At 66.6% G+C, this 22,464-nt stretch carries 18 protein-coding genes; 15 read left to right on the forward strand and 3 right to left on the reverse strand.

Features of this window, described 5'->3' with window-relative positions; all coding sequences use genetic code 11:
- The first annotated feature begins 38 nt into the window (after window positions 1-38).
- From K3F48_RS01645 to ppsA, 3 genes are all read left to right on the forward strand, one after another.
- A complete protein-coding gene (locus K3F48_RS01645; protein WP_222573655.1) occupies window positions 39-971 on the forward strand; it encodes a FecR domain-containing protein in 933 nt (310 codons plus the stop codon).
- Window positions 972-1,122: 151 nt separating this feature from the next.
- Window positions 1,123-3,678, forward strand: a complete 2,556-nt coding sequence (locus K3F48_RS01650) for a TonB-dependent siderophore receptor (RefSeq protein ID WP_370631330.1) — start codon at window positions 1,123-1,125, stop codon at window positions 3,676-3,678.
- A gap of 205 nt (window positions 3,679-3,883) precedes the next feature.
- Window positions 3,884-6,265: a phosphoenolpyruvate synthase gene (ppsA, locus tag K3F48_RS01655; protein WP_222573656.1), complete on the forward strand. Its 2,382-nt coding sequence runs from the start codon at window positions 3,884-3,886 to the stop codon at window positions 6,263-6,265.
- A gap of 25 nt (window positions 6,266-6,290) precedes the next feature.
- On the opposite strand, the gene K3F48_RS01660 is transcribed toward ppsA, so the two are convergent.
- Together K3F48_RS01660 and K3F48_RS01665 are read right to left on the reverse strand one after the other, a co-directional pair.
- Window positions 6,291-7,031, reverse strand: coding sequence for a glutathione S-transferase (locus K3F48_RS01660; protein ID WP_222573657.1), 741 nt, complete (start codon window positions 7,029-7,031; stop codon window positions 6,291-6,293).
- A 41-nt stretch (window positions 7,032-7,072) separates the two neighbouring features.
- Complete coding sequence (locus tag K3F48_RS01665; protein ID WP_222573658.1) at window positions 7,073-7,717, reverse strand: SagB/ThcOx family dehydrogenase; 645 nt, start codon at window positions 7,715-7,717, stop codon at window positions 7,073-7,075.
- 128 nt (window positions 7,718-7,845) lie between these two features.
- Between K3F48_RS01665 and K3F48_RS01670 the strand changes: the two genes are divergently transcribed.
- Together K3F48_RS01670 and ggt are read left to right on the forward strand one after the other, a co-directional pair.
- A complete protein-coding gene (locus K3F48_RS01670; protein WP_255607946.1) occupies window positions 7,846-8,613 on the forward strand; it encodes a phytochelatin synthase family protein in 768 nt (255 codons plus the stop codon).
- A 57-nt stretch (window positions 8,614-8,670) separates the two neighbouring features.
- On the forward strand, window positions 8,671-10,344 hold the full coding sequence (gene ggt / locus K3F48_RS01675) for a gamma-glutamyltransferase (RefSeq protein ID WP_222573659.1): 1,674 nt from the start codon (window positions 8,671-8,673) through the stop codon (window positions 10,342-10,344).
- Here ggt and K3F48_RS01680 read toward each other — a convergent pair.
- Window positions 10,338-11,753: an SRPBCC domain-containing protein gene (locus K3F48_RS01680; protein ID WP_222573660.1), complete on the reverse strand. Its 1,416-nt coding sequence runs from the start codon at window positions 11,751-11,753 to the stop codon at window positions 10,338-10,340. The genes ggt and K3F48_RS01680 overlap by 7 nt on opposite strands.
- Before the next feature lie 357 nt (window positions 11,754-12,110).
- Here K3F48_RS01680 and K3F48_RS01685 point away from each other — a divergent pair, with 357 nt between their 5' ends.
- From K3F48_RS01685 to K3F48_RS01730, 10 genes are all read left to right on the forward strand, one after another.
- The gene (locus K3F48_RS01685; protein ID WP_222573661.1) at window positions 12,111-12,653 is read left to right on the forward strand and encodes an RNA polymerase sigma factor; all 543 of its coding nucleotides are present in this window, start codon (window positions 12,111-12,113) and stop codon (window positions 12,651-12,653) included.
- Between the two features lie 194 nt (window positions 12,654-12,847).
- The gene (locus K3F48_RS01690; RefSeq protein WP_222573662.1) at window positions 12,848-13,276 is read left to right on the forward strand and encodes a DUF4880 domain-containing protein; all 429 of its coding nucleotides are present in this window, start codon (window positions 12,848-12,850) and stop codon (window positions 13,274-13,276) included.
- Between the two features lie 223 nt (window positions 13,277-13,499).
- Window positions 13,500-15,341 (forward strand): ShlB/FhaC/HecB family hemolysin secretion/activation protein, encoded by a 1,842-nt coding sequence (locus K3F48_RS01695; protein WP_222573663.1) that lies wholly within the window; start codon window positions 13,500-13,502, stop codon window positions 15,339-15,341.
- A 77-nt stretch (window positions 15,342-15,418) separates the two neighbouring features.
- A complete protein-coding gene (locus tag K3F48_RS01700; protein WP_255607949.1) occupies window positions 15,419-17,233 on the forward strand; it encodes a DUF2341 domain-containing protein in 1,815 nt (604 codons plus the stop codon).
- A 3-nt stretch (window positions 17,234-17,236) separates the two neighbouring features.
- Window positions 17,237-17,641, forward strand: coding sequence for a biopolymer transporter ExbD (locus tag K3F48_RS01705; protein ID WP_222573665.1), 405 nt, complete (start codon window positions 17,237-17,239; stop codon window positions 17,639-17,641).
- Between the two features lie 41 nt (window positions 17,642-17,682).
- The gene (locus tag K3F48_RS01710; protein WP_222573666.1) at window positions 17,683-18,432 is read left to right on the forward strand and encodes a TonB C-terminal domain-containing protein; all 750 of its coding nucleotides are present in this window, start codon (window positions 17,683-17,685) and stop codon (window positions 18,430-18,432) included.
- A gap of 72 nt (window positions 18,433-18,504) precedes the next feature.
- Window positions 18,505-20,361, forward strand: coding sequence for a putative porin (locus tag K3F48_RS01715; RefSeq protein ID WP_222573667.1), 1,857 nt, complete (start codon window positions 18,505-18,507; stop codon window positions 20,359-20,361).
- 2 nt (window positions 20,362-20,363) lie between these two features.
- Window positions 20,364-20,960, forward strand: coding sequence for a hypothetical protein (locus tag K3F48_RS01720; protein WP_222573668.1), 597 nt, complete (start codon window positions 20,364-20,366; stop codon window positions 20,958-20,960).
- Window positions 20,957-21,955, forward strand: coding sequence for a peptidylprolyl isomerase (locus K3F48_RS01725; RefSeq protein ID WP_222573669.1), 999 nt, complete (start codon window positions 20,957-20,959; stop codon window positions 21,953-21,955). The genes K3F48_RS01720 and K3F48_RS01725 overlap by 4 nt, the downstream gene beginning before the upstream one ends.
- A gap of 21 nt (window positions 21,956-21,976) precedes the next feature.
- Complete coding sequence (locus K3F48_RS01730; protein WP_222573670.1) at window positions 21,977-22,450, forward strand: YbjN domain-containing protein; 474 nt, start codon at window positions 21,977-21,979, stop codon at window positions 22,448-22,450.
- Window positions 22,451-22,464 lie beyond the last annotated feature (14 nt).

Genomic DNA, 22,464 nt, shown 5'->3' on the forward strand with positions numbered 1-22,464 from the left:
TCGATCGGCGCGGCTCGGGGGCTCCGACGGACGTCGCCATGATCGATGACAGCGACCGCTCGCTCGCGGACGAGGCTCGCGCGGCGGCCATCGAATGGTGGGTCGTCTCGCGAGCGGGGTTTTCGCGCGAGGAGCGGGCGAAATTCGAGGCCTGGCTCGCGGCCGATCCCGTCCACGCGGAGGCCTATGCCGATATCGAGCGGACCTATGCGCAGGTTCGGCGCGTGCGGCGAAAGCATGTGCGGGTTGCGGCGCCGCGCCGGAGGCGGCTCGTTGCCGCAGTGGCGCTCGCGGCCGCGGCGAGCCTCGCGCTCTGGCTTGCGCTTCGCCCGATCTCGATCTTGCTGCGGGCGGATTTTGCGACGGGAACGGGCGAGACCCGCATGGTGACGCTCGACGACGGCTCCAAGGTCACGCTCGACGCAAGCTCGGCGATCGCGCTGCGTTTCGACGCCGGCGAGCGGCGCGTCGAGCTGCTCGAGGGCGAAGCCTGGTTCGAGGTCGCGGCAGATCCGGCGCGGCCCTTCGTCGTGGAGGCCATGGGCGGAACGATCACCGCGCTCGGCACGGCCTTCGACGTCGACATCGTCGATGGCGGCGCGCGCGTCTCGGTCGGCCAGCACAGCGTCGCCGTCGCCAGCAATGGCGAGACGGTCGTCGTCGGCGAGCGCCAGCAGACCAGCTATGAGACGCAGGCGCCGCCGGCGCCCCCGTCGCCGGCGGCGCGCAGCCTCGCGGCCTGGCGGCGGGGCAGCCTCATTTTCGAGGATCGGCCTCTCGGCGAGGCGCTCGCGGCGCTCGGCCGCTATCGCCGCGGGCGCGTCCATTGCGCGACGCGGGAGATTTGCGCGCGGCCGGTGACGGCCGTGCTCCCCGCCGACGATCCGCGCCAAGCGCTGCGCGAGATCGAGCTGTTTCTCGGCCTGCGCTCCGTCCGCTTCACCGAGCTGATGGTCGTCCTCTACGAGTGAAAGGCGGCGGCTCGCCGACAGTTCCGCCCATTCCGGCATGAGCGGATTTTCAAATTTTTTCTCACCGATCGAGGTTCCGAATTGTCGACCTCCACGTGGAGCAAAGCAGGAGCGTCGCAGCTCCGGCGAACGACATGCGGAGGATCGAGAGATGGAACGGCAGGCGGCGCGATCGAAAACGTCTCGTGAGGGCAAGGACATGGAGTCGGTGCTGGCGGCGGTGGCGATGAGCGCTCTCGCCATTGGATCGCCCTCCGCCCCGGCCGAGGCGGCCGTCCCGCCGCAGGACATATTGTCCGACGCTGTCATGGATTATGCGATTCCGGCGGGCTCGATGTCGACCGCGCTCACCGCCTTCGCGGAGAGCAACGGACTTCATCTGCTGTATGACGCGCGCGCGACGCGGCGCCTGACCTCGCCGGGACTTTCCGGCCGCCACGGGCTGCGCGAGGGGCTCGAGCGGCTGCTCGCCGGCACCGGCTACAGCTATCGCTTCGCCGAGGTCGACGGGAATGTCTCGATCGTGCTGGCGCAGGCGGACACGGTGCGCAACGACGCCGGGGCCGAGGCGCTGCCGACGATCGATATCGGCGCCGAAGAGAAGAAGCGGACCAGCCACGCCGACAAGCCGGGCGACAGCCAGCGCGGCGCCGGGCTCGGCGGCCGCTTCACCGGCTATAATGTCACCGGGGGCTCGGTCGCCGGCAAGGCCGACCTTTCGATTCTGAAGACGCCCTTCAGCATTCAGGTGGTGCCGCGTCAGGCGCTCGACGATCAAGGAGCCATCTCGGTCCAGGACGGCATCGTCGGCAATGTCAGCAGCGTGCAGCCCGGCGGCAATCTCTTCTACGACGGCTTCACGATCCGCGGTCTCCCCAACGCCAGCATCTACCGGCAGAATTTGAAAATGCCGAACACGACGCATCTGCAGACCGCCAATCTGCAGTCGATCGAGGTGCTCAAAGGGCCGGCGGCGATGCTGTTCGGCCGGCTCGAGCCCGGCGGCGTCGTCAATATGGTGGTGAAGCGTCCGCTCGCCGATCCCTATTTCTCGGTGCAGGAGCAGGCGGGATCATGGGGCAGGACGCGCACCAGCGTCGATGCGACCGGACCGCTGACGGACGACAAGACTTGGCTCTATCGCGTGAACGCCTCGTTCGACCGCAGCGACTCGTTTCGAAATTTCGTCACCAGTCAGGACGGGTTCATCGCCCCGACCCTCACCTACCGGCCGACCGAACAGTTCCGGCTGAATATCGACGCCGAATATCAAAACGAGATTTTCGTATCGGACTACAATAATGTGATTCCGGCGGTCGGAAACCGGCCCGCCAATATTCCGATCAGCCGCTATCTTCAGGATCCGGCGGTGACGGCCGCCAATCCGAGCCGCATGGACCGCAAGTTCATCGGCTTCGACTGGACCTATGAATTCGACAAGGATTGGAGCCTGACCAATCGGTTCAGCTATACGGCGATCGACTGGGCGCAGCGGGTCGCCACTTTCCGCAAGATCGACGAGACAACGGGCGATATCTCGCGCGGCGTGTGGGAGGTGGACAATCAGCGCAACTATCTCGCCACCAATCTCGACCTCCAGGGCAAATTCGAAACCGGCCCATTCCAGCACTCCATTCTCGTCGGATTCGATTATTTCAAGGAGGCCGACAACGACGCCGGCGTGTCCGGCCCCGTCGCCGGCGTCGACCCGATCAACATGTACGCTCCGACCTACAGCTTTTCCACCTATGCGAAGCCGCAGAACAATTTCTATTGGAGGTTTCGCCAGAGCTGGAAGGGCGTCTATGCGCAGGACTATATCTCGTTCCTGAACGATAAATTGCATCTGCTGCTCGGCGGACGCTACGACTGGGCGAACTACGGCTATGGCGAAGGCGACTCGTCCTATGCGCAGACGACGGCGGCCTATGATGCGAGCACTGGCTTCGGCTATCTCGGCTCCTCGGACAAGGCGTTCAGCCCGCGGGTCGGCGTCGTCCTTCAACCCATGGAGTGGGTGTCTTTCTACGGCAGCTATTCGCAGTCCTTCGGCACGACGAACGGCCTCCCCGTTCCCGGCCAGCCGCCTTTCCGGCCCCAAAAGGGCGAGCAATTCGAGGGCGGCGTGAAGGCCGAGCTGCTGGACGGCCGCCTCACCGCGAGCATGGCCTATTTCGCCATCACCAAATCGGGCATTCTTCAGACCGTCGGCCTCACGCCCTACCAGACGCCGGTCGGCGAGATCGAAAGCAATGGATTCGAAATCGATATCGCCGGACGCATCGACGACAATTGGAGCCTGATCGGCAGCTACAGCCATGACACGGTGCGCATCACCAAGGACGCCAACGCCGCCAATATCGGACACAGATTGATCAACGCGCCGATCGACTCCGGCAACATCTGGGTGAAATATGACGCCGACGGAGATTTCAAAGGGCTCAGCCTCGGCGGCGGACTCAATGTGGTCGGCGAACGGCAGGGCGACAACGCCAACACGTTCCAATTGCCGGCCTATGCGAGCGCCAATGCGATGATCGCCTATTCCTTCCAGCCGCCGGAACTGCCCTGGACCAAAAATGTGACCGTGCAGCTCAATGTGAAGAACCTGTTCGACTCGGTCTATTACGTCAACTCGCAGAGCCGCGGCATCATCATGCCCGGAACGCCGCGCACCTTCCTCGCCTCGATTCGCGCGGAGTTCTGAGCGGCGGCGGCATCATGACGGACACGCTCCTCTCGGGGCGTGTCCCGGAGCCTTCCTCGCATGTCCCGCCACAGCGTCCCGTCGGCGTTGCCTCGGGCGGGCGCCGCTCCCATTTGCAAGGGGGAATGGCCCGAGCAGCCCGGACATCGAAAGCCGCGCATTCGCTCGGAGATCGTTCGCCGCGAGACCGCCGAGGGAGGATCGAATGATCGACGCTGCGCGCAATGTGGTCTGGCTCGAGGAGGTGACGCGCGGGGATGTGGCGAGCGTCGGAGGCAAGAATGCTTCGCTCGGCGAGATGATCGTTCATCTCACGGCGAAGGGCGTCAGGACGCCGCCGGGATTCGCCACGACGGCCGACGCCTTTCGCCGCTTCGTCGAGGGCAATGGGCTGAAAGAGGCGATCGCCGCGACCCTCGCCGAGCTGGAAGACGGCAGGATCGCGCTCGCCGATGCGGGCGCGACCATTCGCGGGGCCATTCTGCGCGGCCGCTGGTCGCCGGAGATGGCGAGCGCGATCGTCGCGGCCTATCGCGAGCTCGGACGGCGCGTCGGCGAGGCGGAGCCCGATGTCGCCGTGCGGTCGAGCGCCACCGCCGAAGATCTGCCCAATGCGAGCTTCGCCGGCCAGCAGGAGACCTATCTCGACATTCGCGGCGAGCGCGCGCTGCTCGACGCCTGCCGGCGCTGCTACGCCTCGCTGTTCACCGATCGCGCCATCGCCTATCGCGAGGCGCAGGGCTTCGACCATATGAAGGTCGCGCTGTCGGTCGGCGTGCAGATCATGGTCCGCTCGGATATGGGCGGCGCGGGCGTGATGTTCTCGATCGACACCGAGACCGGCTTCGACGAGGTCGTGCTGATCGACGCCTCCTGGGGGCTCGGCGAGACTGTCGTGCAAGGCGCCGTCGACCCGGACGAATATGTCGTGTTCAAGCCCTTCCTCGCGGACGGCGCGCTCACGCCGATCATCGAGAAGAAGCGCGGCGCCAAGATGGTGAAGATGATCTATGCGCCGCAGGGCGATCGTCCCACCCGCAATGTCCCGACCTCCAAGGCCGAGCGCGCCGCTTTCGTTCTCGGCGACGCGGATATTCTCCAGCTCGCGCGCTGGGCGCGGCTGATCGAGGACCATTACGGCCGGCCGATGGATATGGAATGGGCCAAGGACGGCGAGACCGGCGCGCTCTATATCGTGCAGGCGCGTCCAGAGACGGTGCAGTCGCGGCGCGGCGCGAGCGCGCTCGCGACCTATCATATCCATCGCAAGGGCCGCACCCTCTGCTCGGGGCTGGCGATCGGCGACGCCGTGACGGCGGGCAAGATCTGCGTGATCGAGGATGTGCGCGAGATCGGCCGCTTCGTCGACGGCGCGATATTGGTGACGCGCACGACCGATCCCGATTGGGCGCCGATCATGAAGCGCGCCGCCGCCATCGTCACCGAGCATGGCGGCCGCACCTCGCACGCCGCCATCGTCAGCCGCGAGCTCGGACTGCCGGCGATCGTCGGCGCGGCGGATGCGACGCACGTTCTTCACGACGAGCAGCTCGTCACTTTGTCCTGCGCGGAAGGCGACACGGGTTTCGTCTATGAGGGCGTCGCCGATTTCGAGGCGGAGGAGCTCGATCTCTCCGCCGTTCCGGAGACGCGCGTGAAGGTCATGCTCAATCTGGCCGATCCGGCCGCGGCCTTTCGCTGGTGGCGTCTTCCCGCCGACGGCGTCGGCCTCGCGCGCATGGAGTTCGTCGTCAACAACGACATCAAGATCCATCCGATGGCGCTCGTGCATTACGACGGGCTGAAGGACGAGGACGCCAAGCGGAAAATCGCCGAGGCGACGATCGGCTATGACGACAAGACCGAATATTTCGTCGACCGCCTGTCGCGCGCGCTCGGCCGCATCGCGGCCTCCGTGCATCCGCGGCCGGTCATCGTGCGCATGAGCGACTTCAAGACCAATGAATACGCCCAATTGATCGGCGGCGCCGAGTTCGAGCCGAAAGAAGAAAATCCGATGATCGGCTTTCGCGGCGCCTCACGCTATTATTCGCCGCGCTATCGCGAGGGCTTCGCGCTCGAATGCCGCGCCGTCCGCCGTCTGCGCGAGGAGATGGGTTTTACAAACGTCATCGTGATGATCCCCTTCTGCCGCGCGGTGAAGGAGGCGGATCGCGTGCTCGAGGTCATGGCGGCGAATGGGCTGAGGCGCGGCGAGAACGGGCTGCAGGTCTATGTGATGTGCGAGATTCCCTCCAATGTCATTCTGGCGAAGGCCTTTGCCGAACGCTTCGACGGCTTCTCCATCGGCAGCAATGATCTCACTCAGCTCACGCTCGGCGTCGACCGCGATTCGGCCGAGCTCGCCGAACTGTTCGACGAGCAGGACGAGGCGGTGAAATGGATGATCCGCACCGTGATCGCCGCCGCGCGCGGCGCCGGCGCCAAGATCGGCCTGTGCGGGCAGGCGCCGAGCGATCATCCGGAATTCGCCGAGTTCCTGGTCGAGTGCGGAATAGATTCGGTGTCGGTGACGCCGGACAGCTTCCTCGCCGTGAAGCGTCATGTGGCGGCGGCGGAGCAATGACCGAGACGCTCGGAAGAGCGAGCCTTCAAGCTCGCTCTCGAGGGTTCGAACGGGAGTCGAGCTCCGGATAGTGACGGAATATTCCATAGTCGTTGAACGCGATGCGGCGCCCGCTCGTCAGATGGGCGCGGATGCGCGGGCGTTGCGCGATCGCGCCGTGCAGGCGCGCGACCCGCGACGTCTCGGCGAGGGCGGCTCTCGTGGCTGTGGGGAAGGCGTAGAGCAATCCCTCGACCGCCTGAAACAGCGACAGATCGGCGGTGGTGACGGCGTCGCCGACGAGGCAGGCGTCCCCACGCGGATTATTGGCGAGGATGGTCTCGAACCAGCGCAGGAATTTCGGAATGCGCGTCTCGCGAAAGCTCTTCGCGCGCCTCGCGGCGGCGTCCTTCTGCTCCTCGTAGGAGAGATCGGCGCCGAGCGGGTGATGCGTCTCGTGAGCCTCTGAGACGAGATCGGCGATGGTGAGCTGGATCTGGTGAGTCCAGAGCCGCAGCGATGCGTCTCGCGGCGCGAGGCCGTGCCGGTCGCCGAGATAGAGCAGGATCGCGGCGGTCTGGCCGATGATGATGTCGCCGTCCTTCAGGAAGGGCGCCGCGAAAGGCGGCGTCGCAATGTCCTCGCGCGCGAGCAGCGCCAGCATTCTCGCTTCGCCGTCGCGTTCGCGCGCGACATCGACATAATCGGCGCCCGCCTCCTCGAGCACGAGGCGGACGAATTCGCCGCGGCCTTGTATGTCCGGCCAGTAGTCGAGCTCGTAAGCCATCGGCTTCTCCATCGACGCCGCCGTCTCCAGGCGTCCGCCGGTCAGCCGCGGGGATAGCCGACCGTTTGCGACAGCAGGATATGCTGGTCGTGGGTCAGCCCCAGCGCCTCGGCGATCGCCTCGCGGTCGATCCAGGCGCGGATCACGGCGGCGAGCCCATTGGCGGCGGCGAACAAATAGACATTCTGCGAGATGGCGCCGGCGGCGACCGCCGCAAAGCTCTCGCGCTGGGCGACCGGCGCGAGCCTCATGCGGCCGATGTCCGCGGCCAGGATGAGGTCCAGCGGCGCGTCGTCGACGAAATCCTGATAGCCGGTCACGCGCCTGATGTCGCTCGAGACGACGAGCGACAGGACATGGGCGTCGGGTTCATAGAGATAGGCGCCCGACGGAAGCGCGACATAGAGATCGACCTCCCGCGCATCGAGGGCGGAGGGCGCGGTGCGCAGCCCGTCTGGACCGTTCACGCCGCAGGCCGCCCACAGCAGGTCGGAGAGCAGCGGCAGCGGCAGCTCCGCCGGCGCGAACTCGCGGGTCGAGCGGCGCTTCCCCAGCGCCTCCATCAGGGGCATGCCGCCCTCCTTGTGCGCGGCGGGGAGGGCGATCTGCGCCAGCGCTTCGCCGCGCACGGGCTTGGGGCGCAGCCGTCCCATCATGCCGAGCGCGAGCTTCGTCAGAGTGCTCATCGGACCGCTCCTTTTCTCCTTTCGCGCGCAGTTAAGGCGGCGCGCGAGAATGTCGACGGCGGTTGCGCGCCGCCGCCGGCGCTTCTACTCTCCCCCCGCGCCTGGGGCTCGGGTCCGAGCCGTCGCACATGCAGCTTCCGACGATGATGACCATCCTTCGACGTCCGGTCTTTTTTCTTCTCGTCCGTCTCGGCCTCGCTTGCCTCGTCGGCCTCGCGCCGGCGCTGGCGGAGCGTCTGCCGCTCGCCGACAATCTCGTCGATCTGCGCAGCGCGCAGGGACGCGAATGGTTCCTCGAGGCGGAGGCGCGCGAGGCTTATTGGCCGCTCGCGACGGAATTCGTCACCCAGGCGAACGGCGCTTTCTGCGGCGTCGCGACGCTCGTGATGGTGCTGAACAGCCTCGAGCTGCCGGCGCCTCCCGCCAAAGGCCTCGATCCGGCGAGCTTCACGCAGGAGAATGTGTTCGACGACCGGACCGAAGCGATCGTGCGCCGAGACAGCATCCTGCAGAGAGGCATGACGCTGGACGAACTCGGCGCGCTCTTCGCGCGCTTCGGCCTTTCGGCGCGCACGGTTCACGCGGCGCAGTCCTCGCTCGAGGAGTTCCGCGCGCTCGCCATCGATCATCTCTCCAGGAAGAAGCATCATGTGGTCGTCAATTATCTGCGCGCCGCGCTCGGGCAGCAGCGCGGCGGGCATATTTCGCCGCTCGCCGCCTATGACGGCAGGACCGACCGCTTTCTCGTGCTCGATGTGGCGCGCTACAAATATCCGCCGGTCTGGATCGCCGCCGCCGATCTCTTCGCCGCGATGAACACGAGCGATGCGGGCAATGACGGCCGCAGCCGGGGCTTCGTGCTGGTGGCGGGGGAGGCGGTCGGAAGCCGGCGATAGAGCGAGCCTTCAGGCTCGCTTATTTCCATCGCTCATCGCCAGGACAGGATCGACCGAATGCAACGCCTGCTCGCCGCCGCTCTCCTCCTCCTCGTCGCCTACGCCGCCACGGCGGAGCCCGTGGCGACGGGGCGGCGCGGCATGGTCGTCACCGAGCACAGGCTCGCGAGCGAAGTGGGCCTTTCCATTCTGAAGGCGGGCGGCAACGCCGTCGACGCCGCCGTCGCCGTCGGCTATGCGCTCGCCGTCGTGCATCCCTGCTGCGGCAATCTCGGCGGCGGCGGCTTTCTGCTGCTTCATCGCGCCGACGGCGAGGACCGATTCGTCAATTTTCGCGAGAGTGCGCCGGCGGCGGCGACCGCCGACATGTTCCTCGACCCGTCGGGCGAGGTCGTCGCCGATGCGAGCCGCATCGGCTTTCGCGCCGTCGCGGTTCCTGGGACAGTGCTCGGCCTCGAAACCGCGCGCGAGCACTATGGGCGCCTGCCGCGCGAGAGCTTGATCGCGCCGGCGATCGCGCTCGCCGAGCAAGGCTTCGTCCTGGAGGAGAGCGACCTGCCGCCGCTGCGGGCGGCCAAGCGTCTGAAGGATGATCCCGCCGCCGCGACGATTTTCTTTCGCCCCGATGGCTCGCCTCTGCAGGCGGGCGACCGGCTCGTGCAGAGCGATCTCGCGCGGCTGTTGCGCGAGATCGCGGCGCGCGGGCCGCGCGCCTTCTACGAGGGGCGCGTTCCGCAAGCGATCGAGCGCGCCGCCACGGCGGCCAACGGCGTCGTTTCCGCCGAGGATTTCGCGCGCTATCGGGTCGAGGAGCGAGAGCCGGTGCGCTGCGCCTATCGCGGCTATGCAATCCTCTCCTCGGCGCCGCCGAGCTCCGGCGGCGTCGCGCTGTGCGAGATTTTGAACATTCTCGAGGGCTATGACCTCGCCGCGCTCGGCTTCCATGCGCCGCGGTCATTGCATCTGCTGATCGAGGCGGAGCGCCACGCCTTTAAGGACCGCAATCTGCTGCTCGGCGATCCGGCCTTCGTGCGCAATCCGGTCGAGCGTCTGACCTCAAAAACTTACGCCGCCGAGATTCGCGCGCGAATATCCCCGGAGCGGGCCACGCCTTCCGCAGATCTCGCGACGGGCGCGGCGCTGCGCGAGCGGCCGGAGACGACGCATTACTCGATTCTCGACGGCGAAGGCTCGGCCGTCGCCGTGACCTACACGCTCAACGGCTCCTTCGGCGCGCAGGTGATGGCGCCGGAAACGGGCGTGCTGCTCAACGACGAGATGGATGATTTCGCCGCGCGCCCGGGCGCCTCCAACGGCTTTAGACTCGTGCAGGGGAGCGCCAATGCGATCGCGCCGGGCAAGCGTCCGCTCTCGTCCATGTCGCCGACCATTGTGACGAAGGACGGCAAGGTCGTCCTCGTGCTCGGCAGCCCCAATGGTCCGCGCATCATCTCGGTGACGCTGCAAGCCCTGCTCGATGTCGTCGACCACCGCATGAGCCTCGAGCAGGCGGTCGCGGCGCCGCGCATTCATCATCAATGGCTGCCGGACGTGGCGCTCGCCGAGCCGGGCGCGCTCACGCCGCAGACGCGGCGCCGGCTCGAGGAGATGGGCCATCAGATCGAGGATCATGCGCCCTTCGGCGCTTGCGAGGCGATCGGAGTCGTCGACGGCGTCATCACCGGCGTCAACGATCCGCGCTCGCCCGCAGGCGCGGCGCGCGGCTATTGAGGCCGCGCGCCGGTCTCGATCTCGACTTTCGCCGTCATGCCGGGCTTCAGCACATGGTCCGGGTCTGGCGCGTCGATGACGACGAGATCGGCGTCGGGGCTCTTGTCGGCGCCGTCGGCCGCCGGCCGGCCGATCTTGCCGACGGCTCCCGTGAAGGCGCGGTTGTCCAGCCCGTCGACGGTGAATGTCGCCTTGTCGCCGACATGGACCTCGCTCGGGTCGGCGACGCGCGCTTCGATCTGCAGAGCGATCGGGGCGGGCGCGACGACGAATAGCTCCTCGCCTTCGGCGACGGTCGCGCCAGCCTCGGCCTTGCGCGAGGCGACGGCGCCGTCGATCGGCGAGACGATCCGAGCGCGAGAGGCGCTCTCGCTGGCCGATTCGAACGCGGCGGTCGCCCGCTCGAACGCCGTCTTGGATCGCGCCGCTCGCTGCTGCGCCTCGTCGAGGGCGGCCTGCGCCTTCTCGGCCGCGCGAGCGCCGGCGCGGCGCTTGCGCTTTTCCCGGTCCAGCGCGGCGGTCGCGGCCTCGACGCGCCCTTCGTCGATCCGGATCTGCTCCTCGGCCTCGGCCATGACCAATTCGGCGTGGTCGCGAGCCGCTTCTCTCGCGCGTTCGTCGATCGTCGCGCAGACGGTCCCCGACACGACCTCTCCGCCGATATCGCAATCGACCAGCTCGATCGGTCCCGCGACTTCGGCGCGCAGCGCAACGGCGCCGACAGCGACGAGCGCGCCGGTCGCGCTCGCCTTGTGAGCGACCGGCCCGGGCCCGGTCGCCGCCGCATTGGGCGTCTGCTGCATGGTCCAATACACGCCGCCGCCCGCGAGCGCGACGAGAACGGCGAGCGCCGCCGCGATGCGGCCGAGCGGCCTGGCCGTCCTCCGCTCGCCCGGCGCGGCGACCGGCGCCGGCGGATCGTCCATCGCCGCGGCGTCTCCGTATTGCAGATGGTCCGCGAGACGGTCGAGCAGCTGCGCCGCCCGCTTCTCGAGCCCGGAGGCGACATGGCGGTCGCGGCTCGCGGCCGACGCATGGGTGATGGTGCTGGTCAGCAGCGTCTTGCCGTCGGCTTCGGAGAAGACCAGAGTCTCCAACGCCTGCGTCTGCGGCGCGTCATCGGAGCGCAGCGTCTGCACGAGCCGCTGCGGCGCGTCGATCTCGCGATATTCGCCGCTGAGGCGATGCGTCTCGCCCTGCGGACCGCGCAGCGCGACGCGCCAGCTTCCGCCGACACGCAAATCGATCTCGCATTCCACGAGGCGGAAGCCGCTCGGCTTGAACCAGCGGTCGACGTCCTCGGCGCGCGTGAACGCCTCGAAGACGCGCGAGCGCGGCGCATCGAAGCTGCGCTGCAGAGAAATGACGGGGTTGTCCGCGTCCATGGTGATCTCGGGTTTCTCGCCCATTACTCCTCTTTCCTGTATGCGCGCCCGGGGCCTGGGGCGAAAAAATGGCCGCAAGGCGCCGCTCCCGCGACCACGGGATTTCACGAGGATTGTGTGACAGCGCGATGACTCGTCCGGAGCCGGTTCGCGTCCGCTCGCCCTCGAGCGCTCTCAACCGTTTGGGAGCCCGATAGTTTCCCGGCAGCCGCTCCGGCTCGGCGGCGCCGCGCCTCATGGCGGCGGGACGGCCGAAACATGGCCGACCGCGGCACGCTCGGGGCAGCCCCGGCGTGAGCGTCACAAATCTGTAGCTCTGCCTCGTTACTTACTGCCGCGCCCCCATTTAGCGGGGGATGGCGGCTCGGGGGCGGGTGTCACGTGATCGAAACCAACCGCGCGCGTTTGTGCGCTCAGCTCGTGCAAAACTATGACGAGCTGGCGCGGCAGCTGACGAGGCGATTGGGCTCGTCCGATTTCGCGCATGAGGCGCTGCACGAGGCGTTTCTGCGCTTCGACCGGGTAAATGACGTGACCCCGGTACGCAGCCCGAAGGACTATATATTCTGCGCGGCCGTCAATATCGCCAAGGATCGCAAGAAGGCCGGACAACGTCGCCTGAGCGCGACGACGGTCGATGAGCTGCTCGATCTTTGCGACGAGTCGCCGGACCCTTCGCGGGTCGCGGAGGCGCGCTCGGAGATCGAGGCGTTCAAGCGCGCGATGGAAGCGCTTCCCGCGCGGCGGCGCGAAGTTCTGCACAGAATCGCCATCGAGGGGCGGACCGCGCAGGAAGTCGCCGCCAGCCTGCAGGTGACGACGCGCACCGTCGAGACCGATCTGAAGCATGCTCTGATGCATTGCGCCGATAGTCTGAGCCGAACGCCGGTCGTCCGGCTCGGCGGCCCGCGGCCGAGGGCGTGAGCCGGCGCGAAAAAACGCGGACGCGCCTTTCGGGATAGAAAGCCGCCGATCGTCTCTCTATGTGTAGGTTCGACGACATCGACTCGCCGAAGCGTCGGGCGCGGGGGCTCTTCGCGGCTGGCGTCTCGAGGGCGCTTCGCCGAGCGGCGGCGGGCGGACCGGACGAATGGGACGCAGGCATATCCGGGGCGCGCATGGATATAAGCCAGGAACATCGCCGATATTCGGATGATCGCCCTCCCGCGGATGCTCGCCGTGGGGTCGAACCCGTCTGCGAGCCTCCCATTGCCGGGGAAGGGAGCGCGTCCCTCGAGCCGCGCCAGCTTCTCGACGACGCCCTGAATTGGATCGTGCGGTTGAAATCCGGCGAGGCGACGGAGGCCGATCTCGAGGCGTTGCGGCGCTGGCGCGATCGGAGCGCCCGTCATGACGAGGCGTTTCGCGACGCGGCTCGTCTCTGGCGTCGCGTCGGCGTTGCTGCTCGAGAACTCGCCGCAGAGCGGCGGGCCGAGCGATGGGCCGCGGCGCGCGAGCGCTGGACCTGGCGCAGCGCCGTTTCATCGCTTCGCACGACCTTCGAAACGCTTTCCGCCGACGCCCGCCCCGGCAAACGCCGGCGGTGACGCATAAATCCGGCGCCCGACGCGGCGCCGGGCGCGTCGTCATCTCCCCTCGAAACCGCGTCGTCGTGGCGCCCGCGAAATTTTTCCCCGGGTCCATGACGAATTTTTTTCGGGTCCGGTCTCTCCCGATCGTCTCCCAAGTAGAGAGCGTGTGCTTTTTCGTCGCTCCGAGCGGAAGTCATCCGCACGGAGGGGATTTTCACTGTGCGGCGTGAGAGGCGGAATGATTCTGTCCAAGGATGAGGCGGGAGGCCGCGAATGCTTGCGGTTCCGCGGCGAGATCAATTGTTCCGCCGTGGCCGTCCTCGTGATGTGCGGCGCTGTGACGGCGGCCGCTCCGGCATGGTCGGCGAGCGCCGCGAAAGCGGGGGAGGGCGAAGCGCGCCGCGCCGCAACGACACCCGTGGCCGCCGACGCTGAAAAGCCTTCTGGCGCTTCATCGGGCGAGGCAGGTTCGGGAAAGGCTGGTTCGGCCGACGCCGGCTCGGCCAAGGCCGGCGCCGACAAGGCGGCGAGCAAGCCGGCGCCGCCGGCGCGTTTCGACATCGACGATTTCGCCGTCGAGGGCGCCGAGCGCCTGACGCAGGTCGAGGTCGAGGAGGCGATCTATCCCTTCGTCGGACCCCGAAAGACGGCCGACGACGTCGAGAAGGCGCGCGCCGCGCTGGAGAAGGCCTATCACGACAGGGGCTTTCAAACCGTCGGCGTGTCGGTGCCTCAGCAGAGCGTGAAGGGCGGCGTTGTCGTCCTGAAGGTGGCGGAGCTGAAGGTCGGCCGGCTGCGCGTGAAGAACGCGCGCTATTTCGACATCGACAAAATCAAAGAGAAAGCCCCCTCTCTGAAGGAGGGAAACGTCCCGAATTTCGGCGCGGTGACGAAGGAGATCGTCGCGCTCAATCAATGGCCAGACCGGCGCGTGACGCCGTCGCTGCGGGCCGGCGTCACGCCGGGCACGGTGGACGTCGATCTCACCGTCGACGACAAGCTCCCCGTGCACGCCAATGTGGAGCTCAACAACCGGCGCTCGCCGAATACGTCGGCGCTGCGCGTCGTCGGAACCGTGCGATACGACAATCTCTGGCAACTCGGCCATTCGCTGAGCTTCACCTATCAGGTCGCGCCCGAGCGGCGCTCCAATGCGGAAGTCTTCTCGGCCTCCTATCTCGCGCGCATTCCCGACGTCGATTGGCTCTCCGTCCTCGCCTATGGCCTCACGTCGAGCAGCGACGTCGCGACCGTCGGCGGAATCAATGTCGTCGGCCCGGGCCAGACGATCGGCGCGCGCGCCGTGATGTCGCTTCCGGCGATCGAAAATCTGTATCATTCGCTGTCGGCCGGGCTCGACTATAAACACTATGGCGAGATCGTCCGGCTCGGCGGCGCCGAGGCCACCTCGACGCCGATCACATATTATCCCTTCGTGCTCACCTATGGCGGCGCCTATCAGACCGAGGACTTCACCTCGCAGCTCAGCGCGTCGCTCACCTTGAACATGCGGACGGCGAGCAGCGACTTTTCCGCCTTCGACAACAAGCGCGCTTATGCGTCTGGACGCTTCGCCCATTTCAATCTCGAGGCCTCGCATCTGCAGGCGCTGCCGGCGGGATTCCAGGCCTATGGGCGTTTCGTCGGCCAGATCGCCGACGGCCCGCTGGTGTCGAGCGAGCAGATCAGCGTCGGCGGCCTCGACAGCGTCCGCGGCTATCTCGAATCGGAGATCCTGGGCGACACCGGCGCCATCGGCAGTTTCGAGCTGCGCAGTCCCGATGTGGGCGAGATGCTGCAGGACGCGATCAAGCGCGAAGCTGCCGAAGGGGAGCCGACGGTCGCGATCTTCGATGAATGGCGCCTGTTCGGCTTCGTCGACAAGGGCGCGGCCGAAGTGCTGCATCCGCTGGCCGAGCAGCAGGCGCATTTCAATCTGTGGAGCTACGGCTTCGGCGCGCGCGTCAAGCTGCTCGATCATGTGAGCGGCATGTTCGTCTATTCGACGCCGATGATCCGCCAAGTCTACACGCAGGCGAGGGAGCCACGCCTGAATTTTCGCGTCTGGGGTGAATTCTGATGAGAACGAATCATATCGACTTGCGGCCGCGAATCGAAGCGCGCCCTTCTCGTTTTGCGCGTGCTGCGGCGCGGCGGATGCTGCTGCTGCTGGCGATGCTGACCTTGTGCTCGTCCTCCGCCATGGCCTGGTGGAACGACGAATGGGAGATGCGCAAGAAGATCACCATCGACGCCGGCGCTTCGGGCGCCAATATCACCGACGCGATCGGTCCGGCGCCGGTGCTGGTGCGGCTGCATATGGGCAATTTCCGCTTCTCTTCGGCGAAGGAGGACGGCGCGGATCTTCGCTTCGTCGCCGGCGACGACAAGACGCCGCTCAAATATCACATCGAGAAATTCGATTCTCTGCTCGGAGAGGCGCTCGTCTGGGTCGGCGCGCCGAATGTTCCGGCGGGCGGCAAGACCGATATCTGGCTCTACTACGGAAACAAGAAAGCGGTCGCGGGCGCCGACGCCAAAGGCACCTACGATCCCGACGCCTCGCTGGTGTATCATTTCGCCGAGCGCGGAACGCCGGCGATGGATGCGACCATCTGGGCGCATAATGCGTCGAGCATCGTGCAGAGCGCGGATGGCGCGCTGATCGGCTCGGGCCTGCGGCTCGACGGCCACGCGCCCTTCGCTATGCCGGCTTCTCCGACCATGGCCGTTCCGGCCGGCTCCGCCTTCAGCCTATCGCTGTGGGCGAAGCCGCTCGCGCATGCGCCGAACGCCGTTCTCTATAGCCGGCGCGATGGCGCCGACGCTCTGGTGGTCGGCTTCGACAATGGCGCGCCTTTCGTCGAGGTGACCAATGCGGGCGTCGCGACCCGCACCGCCGCCGGCGCCGCGGTCGCCGCCAACGCCTGGCGCCACATCGCCGTGGTCGCCGGCGCGGGGCGCGTGACTCTCTATGTCGACGGCGCCGTCTATGCGAACATCGACGCCGCGCTGCCGGCCCTGCAGAGCGTCGCCACGATGGGCGGCGAGGCGGGCGATACGGCCTCAGCCTTCGTCGGCGACGTGGACGAACTGCAGATGGCGAAGGCCGCCCGCTCCGCCGGCTTCGTCAAATTCGCCGCCATCAGCCAGGGCTCCGATCCGTCGAAGCTCGTCGCCTTCAGCGTCGACGAGGAGGCCGCCGGCTGGTCCTCCGGCTATCTCGCGGTGATCCTGCGCTCCGTCACGCTCGACGGCTGGATCGTGATCGGCCTGTTGATGATCATGGCGGCGATCAGCTGGATGGTGATGATCGACCGTGCCTCCTATGTGAGCCGCCAGGCCAAGGCCAATGAGCAGTTCATGAAGAGCTTTCGCGAGATGGCGACCGATCTGACGGCGCTCGACCACGGCGACGCCGAGGAGGTCGCCACGATCGGCGGCCGCATCGGCGAGGCCGAGGCCGAGATGATGCGTCTCTCGGCGCTGTATCGCATCTATCACATCGGCGCCTCCGAGATTGCGCACCGCTTCGTGGCGGGCGGACGGCCGACGGTTCTGTCGGGCGCGTCGATCGCGGCGATCCGCGCGGCGCTCGACAGCGGCGTCGTCAAGGAGACGCAGGCGCTCAACCGCATGATGGTGGTGCTGACGATCGCCATTTCCGGCGGGCCCTTCCTCGGCCTGCTCGGCACGGTGGTCGGCGTGATGATCACCTTCGCCGCGATTGCGGCGAGCGGCGATGTGAACGTCAACGCCATCGCGCCGGGCATTGCGGCGGCGCTGGTCGCCACTGTCGCCGGCCTCGGCGTCGCGATCCCGGCGCTGTTCGGCTACAATTATCTCATCTCCCGCATCAAGGATTTGACCAGCGAGATTCACGTCTTCGTCGACGAGTTCGTGACGAAGATGGCCGAAGCCTATTCCGAGCCTCGCGGCGGTCTCGCCGAGCGGCCGACGGCGGGGGAGTGAGCGATGAAGGCGCAGGACGACGGCAAGCCCTATGACGACATCAACATCACGCCGATGCTCGATCTCGCCTATGTGCTGCTGGTGATCTTCATCATCATGACGACAGCGACCGTGCAGGGGCAGAAGGTCAATCTGCCCAAGGCCTCGGCGGCGCCGAGCCTTGCGACGCAGACGACCAAGGCGATCACCGTCGGCGCCGACGGCAAGCTTTTCCTCGACACGATACCCGTGACATTGCCGGAGCTGGAGCAGCGGCTCATTCAGCAGAAGGCGCTGACACCCGACTTTCCGATCGTGCTGCGCGGCGATTCGCAGGCGCAATATCAGAGCGTCATCGACGTTCTCGATCTCTTGTCCCGTATCGGCCTGGCGCAGGTCGGTCTCGCCACCAAGCCGCTCGTGAAATGAGACGCAAGTCGGCGCGACGCCGGCACAGCGGAGACGCATTCATGAAATGGCCGATTGATCCAAAGCATCAGCGCACGCGCGATCCATCGCGGCAATCGCCGCGCCGGCGGCGCGGCTGGTTCGAGCGCTACAAGGCCGCCATCGCCGTCGGCGGCGTGACATTGACGGTCGGCGGCATCGTCGTCGCTCTCACGCGGCACGACGATCTTCCGCCGCCCAGGCAGGTGCGCGAGCTGACGGTCATCAGCCTTCCGCCGCCGCCCCCTCCGCCGCCGCCGCCCGATCAAAAGCCGATCGAGGAGACGAAGTTCGAGGAGCAGCAGCAGGAGTTTCAGGAGCAAAAGCCGATCGAGGAGGCGAAGGCCGATCCGGTGAAGGACGCCAAGGCCGACGAGCCGCCGGGTCCGCTGTCGCTCGATGCGAAAGGGCAGGGGCCGGGCGACAGCTTCGGCCTCGGCGGCAAGCCGGGCGGCAGCGCCTTCGGCGGGGGCGGGGGCGGGGGCGGCGGCGGAGGCTGGGGCTGGTACGCCTCCATCGTGACATCGCAGCTGCGCTCCGCGCTCGAGCAGAACAAGAAGACGCGCAAGGCCAACATGCGCGGCAAGATTCGGCTCTGGGCGGATCAGAGCGGCCGCGTCGTCCGCGTGCAGCTCGCCGGCTCGACCGGCGATGCGGAGCTCGACGCGGCGCTTCGCAGCGAGGTGTTCGGCAATCTGACGCTGCGCGAGCCGCCGCCCAAGGGAATGCCGATGCCGATCATCATCAGCATCACGGAGCAACGTCCGAGCTGATCGTTCGGGCGCTCGAAAACGATAAATCGTCGAGCGGCGCGACGCGGCGCTGCGGGTAGGCTGGGGAGTTCGATGTTGGAGAGAAATTCAATTTTTCGTCGCGGGGCGTTGCTCGTCGCCGCATCGCTCCATGCTCTGATCTGCGCGACGCCGGCCTTTGCGCAGAGCGCGGCGGATGCTGCGGATGCGGTGGACGTCGGCAAGCCGAGCGAGGCGACGCGGCCGAAGGTTTCGAAAGCGCGGGGGATTTCGCCCAATGCGACCGTCAATCTCGTCAATCTTCTCGTGAAGCAGGGCGTGCTCAGCGAGGAGCAGGCGCGCTCGCTGATCGATCAGGCCGAGAAGGAGGCCTATGTGCAGCGTCAGGCGACGAAGGACGCGACGGCGAAAGCCGGGGACGCGGCCAAGACCGCCGCCGCCGCGAGCGCCGCCGCCTCGCCGCCCGGCGTCAAGCATGTGACCTATGTGCCCGAGATCGTGAAACGCCAATTGCGCGAGGACATCAAGAAGGACGTGATGGCGCAAGCGCAGAAGGAGAATTGGGCGTCTCCCGGCGTGTTTCCGGAATGGGCGACGCGCATCCATTTCTATGGCGACATGCGCCTGCGCTATCGCGGCATTTTCTATCCGGACGGAAACGATCAGATCAATGCGGTCAACTTCAACGCCATCAACACCGGCTCGCCCTATAATGTGAGCAAGGCCTACGAGTACTACTATCCGACCTATAATGTGACGCAGGACCGCAGCCAGTTCCGCTTCCGCGGCCGCCTCGGCATGATCGCCGAGCTCGACGACAGCTTCTCGGTCGGACTGCGCTTCGCCGGCGGCGAGAATAATTCGCCCGTGTCGCAGAACCAGACCTTCGGCGCGGGCGGCGGCAATTTCTCGAAATATTCGCTGTGGATCGACCGCGCCTTCTTCAAATTTCGGCCGGTCGAGGAGTTCTCGATCACGGCCGGGCGAATGGACAATCCGTTCTGGTCGCCGACCAATCTCGTCTGGTATCGCGACATCGGGTTCGACGGCTTCGCCGCGCAGGGCAAGTATCAAGTCGCCGAGAATGTCACGGCCTTCGCCTCCGGCGGCGCCTTTCCGCTCTTCAACACCGATCTCAACGCCGGCATCAACCTCCCGGCCTATGACTACGGTCCGCCGTCGAAGCTGCCGAGCCGTGACAAATGGCTGTTCGCCGGCCAGCTCGGCGTCGCCGCCAAGATCGGCGCCGATTATTCTTTCAAGCTCGCTGCGACTTATTATGATTTCAGCAATGTGCAGGGGCAGCTCTCGACTCCCTGCTCCGTCTCCAGCGCGTCCGACCTGTGCGACACGGATCTGACGCGGCCGTCCTTCGCGCAGCGCGGCAACACCTATTTCCCACTGCGCTCGATCATCAGCACCATCGCGAACAATGGCAACCAGCTCAATCAATTTCAATATTTCGGGCTTGCCCAGCAGTATCGGCCGGTCGTTGCCGCCGCCCAGGCCGATTTCGGACATTTCGATCCGATTCACATCGTGCTCGATGGTGAATATATTTTAAATACAGCGTTTAACGGAAACTTGAACACTTCTTTCCTCGCCAATAATGTGGTGGGCGCGATCCAGGATGTGTTTCCGGGCTGGTATGTCGGCGGGCGATACGGCTATCTCGCCAGCGCCACAGTCGGCCACAAGGATATTCGGCATCTTTGGGATTGGAATGTGTTCGGGGGGTATAAATATCTGGGGTCGGATGCGATGGTCGACGCTTTCGTCGACGCGGATTTCGGCCTCGGCGGCACGAATTTGAAAGGCTATTTCCTCGGCGGCAATCTCGGCGTCGGCGAGAATGTGTGGCTCGCGCTGCGCTGGATGAGCGCAAATAACATCTCCGGCTCGCCCTACGCCGCCGACGTTCTGCATCTCGATCTCAACGGAAAGTTCTGATCATGCGCCCTCGCACGCTTGCTTTCGCTCTGGCGCTGGCCGCCTCGCCGTTCTTGCCGGCGGCGGCCGCGGATTCCGAGGCGGACCGGCTCCGCGAGGCTCTGCGTGGCGCGATCACGCAGCAGCGCGCATTGGAGGACCAGCGCGCCGCGCTGCAGGCCAAGCTCACCGAAGCGGACGCCGTGCGCGCGAAGCTCGAGGGGCAGGTGAAGGCGGCCAAGGCCGATATCAAACAGGTGGAGAAGGCGCATCGCGACGCGGTCGAGGAGTTCAATCAGCGCCTCACCGAACGCGATCAGACGCTGGAGAAATGGAAGGCGGCCTATGAAGAGGCGGCTGATGTCGCGCGCGCCAAGGACGCCGAGCGCGCCAAATTCGAGGCGCAGGCCGCGAGCTTCAAGGCGGGCCTGAAGACCTGCAAGGCGAAGAACACGGAGCTCGCCAGAATCGGCCGCGAGCTGCTGCAGCATTACGAAACGGCCAACTTCGCCGATCTCGCGGTCGCGAGCGAGCCGCTCTCGGGCGTGCGCCGGGTCGAGATTCAAAATCTGCTGCAGGACTACAATGACAAGATTCTCGATCAGAAGGTGACGCCATGAGCAGTGTGACGAAACGGCCCGCATTCCTGTCCCGAGCGCTTCGCGCTCTCGTGATCGGAGCCGCGCTCTCGTCGCCCGCGTGCGCCCTGGCGCAAACGCAGGCTCCGGCTCAAAAGCCCAGGCCGGCGGCGCCGCAGGTCTCGGCGATCAAGCCGCAGCCGCCCGCGGCCGCGAAGGTGGGCGAGGACGTCGTCGCCCATGTCGGCGGTACCGACATCACGGCGGGCCAGCTGCGCGCCTATGTCGAGGCGCTCGGCGCGCGCGAGCAAGCGGCCATCGCCAAGGAGCCCGGCCTGCTGAATCAGGCCGTTCGGCAGATGCTCAGCGAGCGCGTCGTGCTGCAGGAGGCGCTCGCCAAGAAGTGGGATCAGGAGCCCAAGGTGGCGGCGCAGCTCGAGCGGCTGCGCGAGCGCGCTGTGGTCGAGCTCTATCTGCAGTCCGTGTCTGTTCCGCCCACCGGCTATCCGGGCGAGGAGGAGATGCAGAAGGCTTATGACGCCAATCGCAGCGCCTTCGTGGTTCCGCGGCAATTCCAGCTCGGCCACATTTTTGTCCAGGCGCCGAAGGACGCCGACCGCGCGACGGAGGACAAGGCGAAGAAGACGCTGGAGGAGATTCAGCGCAAGCTGAAATCCGGCGCGGATTTCGCCGCGGTCGCGAGGACAGAGAGCGAAGGCAAGGACGGCGGCGAACTCGGCTGGCTGTCGGAAGGGCAGATTCGACCCGAGATCCGGCAGCGGGCGATGGGGCTCGCCAAGGGGGGCGTGTCGGAGCCGATTCAGCTCGACGACGGCTGGCACATCGTGAAGCTGCTCGACACCAAGCCGTCCTACACGCGCCCGCTCGCGGAAGCGCGCGAGCAGCTCGCACAGCAGATGCGGGCCGAGCGCGCGTCCATGCTGCGCCGAGCCTATGTGGCGGAGCTCGTCAAGCGCAATCCGCCCGTCGTCAACGAGATCGCGCTGTCGAATCTTCTCGACGGCGTCCGCAAGTAAGCCACGCAGGAAAGGCTGCCCATGTCGGATTCCCTCATCGCTCGCCTGACGCTCGACGATCTGCGCGAGCTCCTGCAACGAGCCGGCTATCGTGTGGAGGCCGCGACCGATCCGGTCGCGGCCATTCCTTATCTGCGCTCGGCGACGAGCGGCCTCGGCTTCGATATCCGGCCGGGCAGCCGCCTCGCCGGCGAGGGCGAAGCGCAGTTCGCCGACGTCGCTTTCGTCTGCGTGCTGCAGATCGTCGGCGAGCTGCCGGCGGATCTGATCAATGGCTGGAATGTCGCGCGCCGCTTCGCGCGGCTCCAGCGCGGCGGCTCATTCGTCGCGCTGTGCATGGACGTCTCGGTGGTCGGCGGCGTGACAGAGGCGTATCTGCGCGCGCAGATCGAGATCTGGGACCGTCTCATTCAAGATCTCGTCGTCTATCTGCGCGAAGGTCTTCGCGAGCAGGCGGTCGCGACAGAATCGCCCGCGCCTGCCTCGGTGGCGTGAAGACGTCTTGAAAT

Source organism: Methylosinus sp. Sm6, assembly GCF_019802345.1.
Classification (GTDB): Bacteria; Pseudomonadota; Alphaproteobacteria; order Rhizobiales; family Beijerinckiaceae; genus Methylosinus.

What these genes read in the sequence shown, in the direction of transcription:
- K3F48_RS01645 (WP_222573655.1), top strand. Translation starts at nt 39, where the DNA reads ATGATCGATGACAGCGACCGCTCGCTCGCGGACGAGGCTCGCGCGGCG.
- K3F48_RS01650 (WP_370631330.1), top strand. Translation starts at nt 1,123, where the DNA reads ATGGAACGGCAGGCGGCGCGATCGAAAACGTCTCGTGAGGGCAAGGAC.
- ppsA (WP_222573656.1), top strand. Translation starts at nt 3,884, where the DNA reads ATGATCGACGCTGCGCGCAATGTGGTCTGGCTCGAGGAGGTGACGCGC.
- K3F48_RS01660 (WP_222573657.1), bottom strand. Translation starts at nt 7,031, where the DNA reads ATGGCTTACGAGCTCGACTACTGGCCGGACATACAAGGCCGCGGCGAA.
- K3F48_RS01665 (WP_222573658.1), bottom strand. Translation starts at nt 7,717, where the DNA reads ATGAGCACTCTGACGAAGCTCGCGCTCGGCATGATGGGACGGCTGCGC.
- K3F48_RS01670 (WP_255607946.1), top strand. Translation starts at nt 7,846, where the DNA reads ATGCAGCTTCCGACGATGATGACCATCCTTCGACGTCCGGTCTTTTTT.
- ggt (WP_222573659.1), top strand. Translation starts at nt 8,671, where the DNA reads ATGCAACGCCTGCTCGCCGCCGCTCTCCTCCTCCTCGTCGCCTACGCC.
- K3F48_RS01680 (WP_222573660.1), bottom strand. Translation starts at nt 11,753, where the DNA reads ATGGGCGAGAAACCCGAGATCACCATGGACGCGGACAACCCCGTCATT.
- K3F48_RS01690 (WP_222573662.1), top strand. Translation starts at nt 12,848, where the DNA reads ATGGATATAAGCCAGGAACATCGCCGATATTCGGATGATCGCCCTCCC.
- K3F48_RS01695 (WP_222573663.1), top strand. Translation starts at nt 13,500, where the DNA reads ATGATTCTGTCCAAGGATGAGGCGGGAGGCCGCGAATGCTTGCGGTTC.
- K3F48_RS01700 (WP_255607949.1), top strand. Translation starts at nt 15,419, where the DNA reads ATGCTGCTGCTGCTGGCGATGCTGACCTTGTGCTCGTCCTCCGCCATG.
- K3F48_RS01705 (WP_222573665.1), top strand. Translation starts at nt 17,237, where the DNA reads ATGAAGGCGCAGGACGACGGCAAGCCCTATGACGACATCAACATCACG.
- K3F48_RS01710 (WP_222573666.1), top strand. Translation starts at nt 17,683, where the DNA reads ATGAAATGGCCGATTGATCCAAAGCATCAGCGCACGCGCGATCCATCG.
- K3F48_RS01715 (WP_222573667.1), top strand. Translation starts at nt 18,505, where the DNA reads ATGTTGGAGAGAAATTCAATTTTTCGTCGCGGGGCGTTGCTCGTCGCC.
- K3F48_RS01720 (WP_222573668.1), top strand. Translation starts at nt 20,364, where the DNA reads ATGCGCCCTCGCACGCTTGCTTTCGCTCTGGCGCTGGCCGCCTCGCCG.
- K3F48_RS01725 (WP_222573669.1), top strand. Translation starts at nt 20,957, where the DNA reads ATGAGCAGTGTGACGAAACGGCCCGCATTCCTGTCCCGAGCGCTTCGC.
- K3F48_RS01730 (WP_222573670.1), top strand. Translation starts at nt 21,977, where the DNA reads ATGTCGGATTCCCTCATCGCTCGCCTGACGCTCGACGATCTGCGCGAG.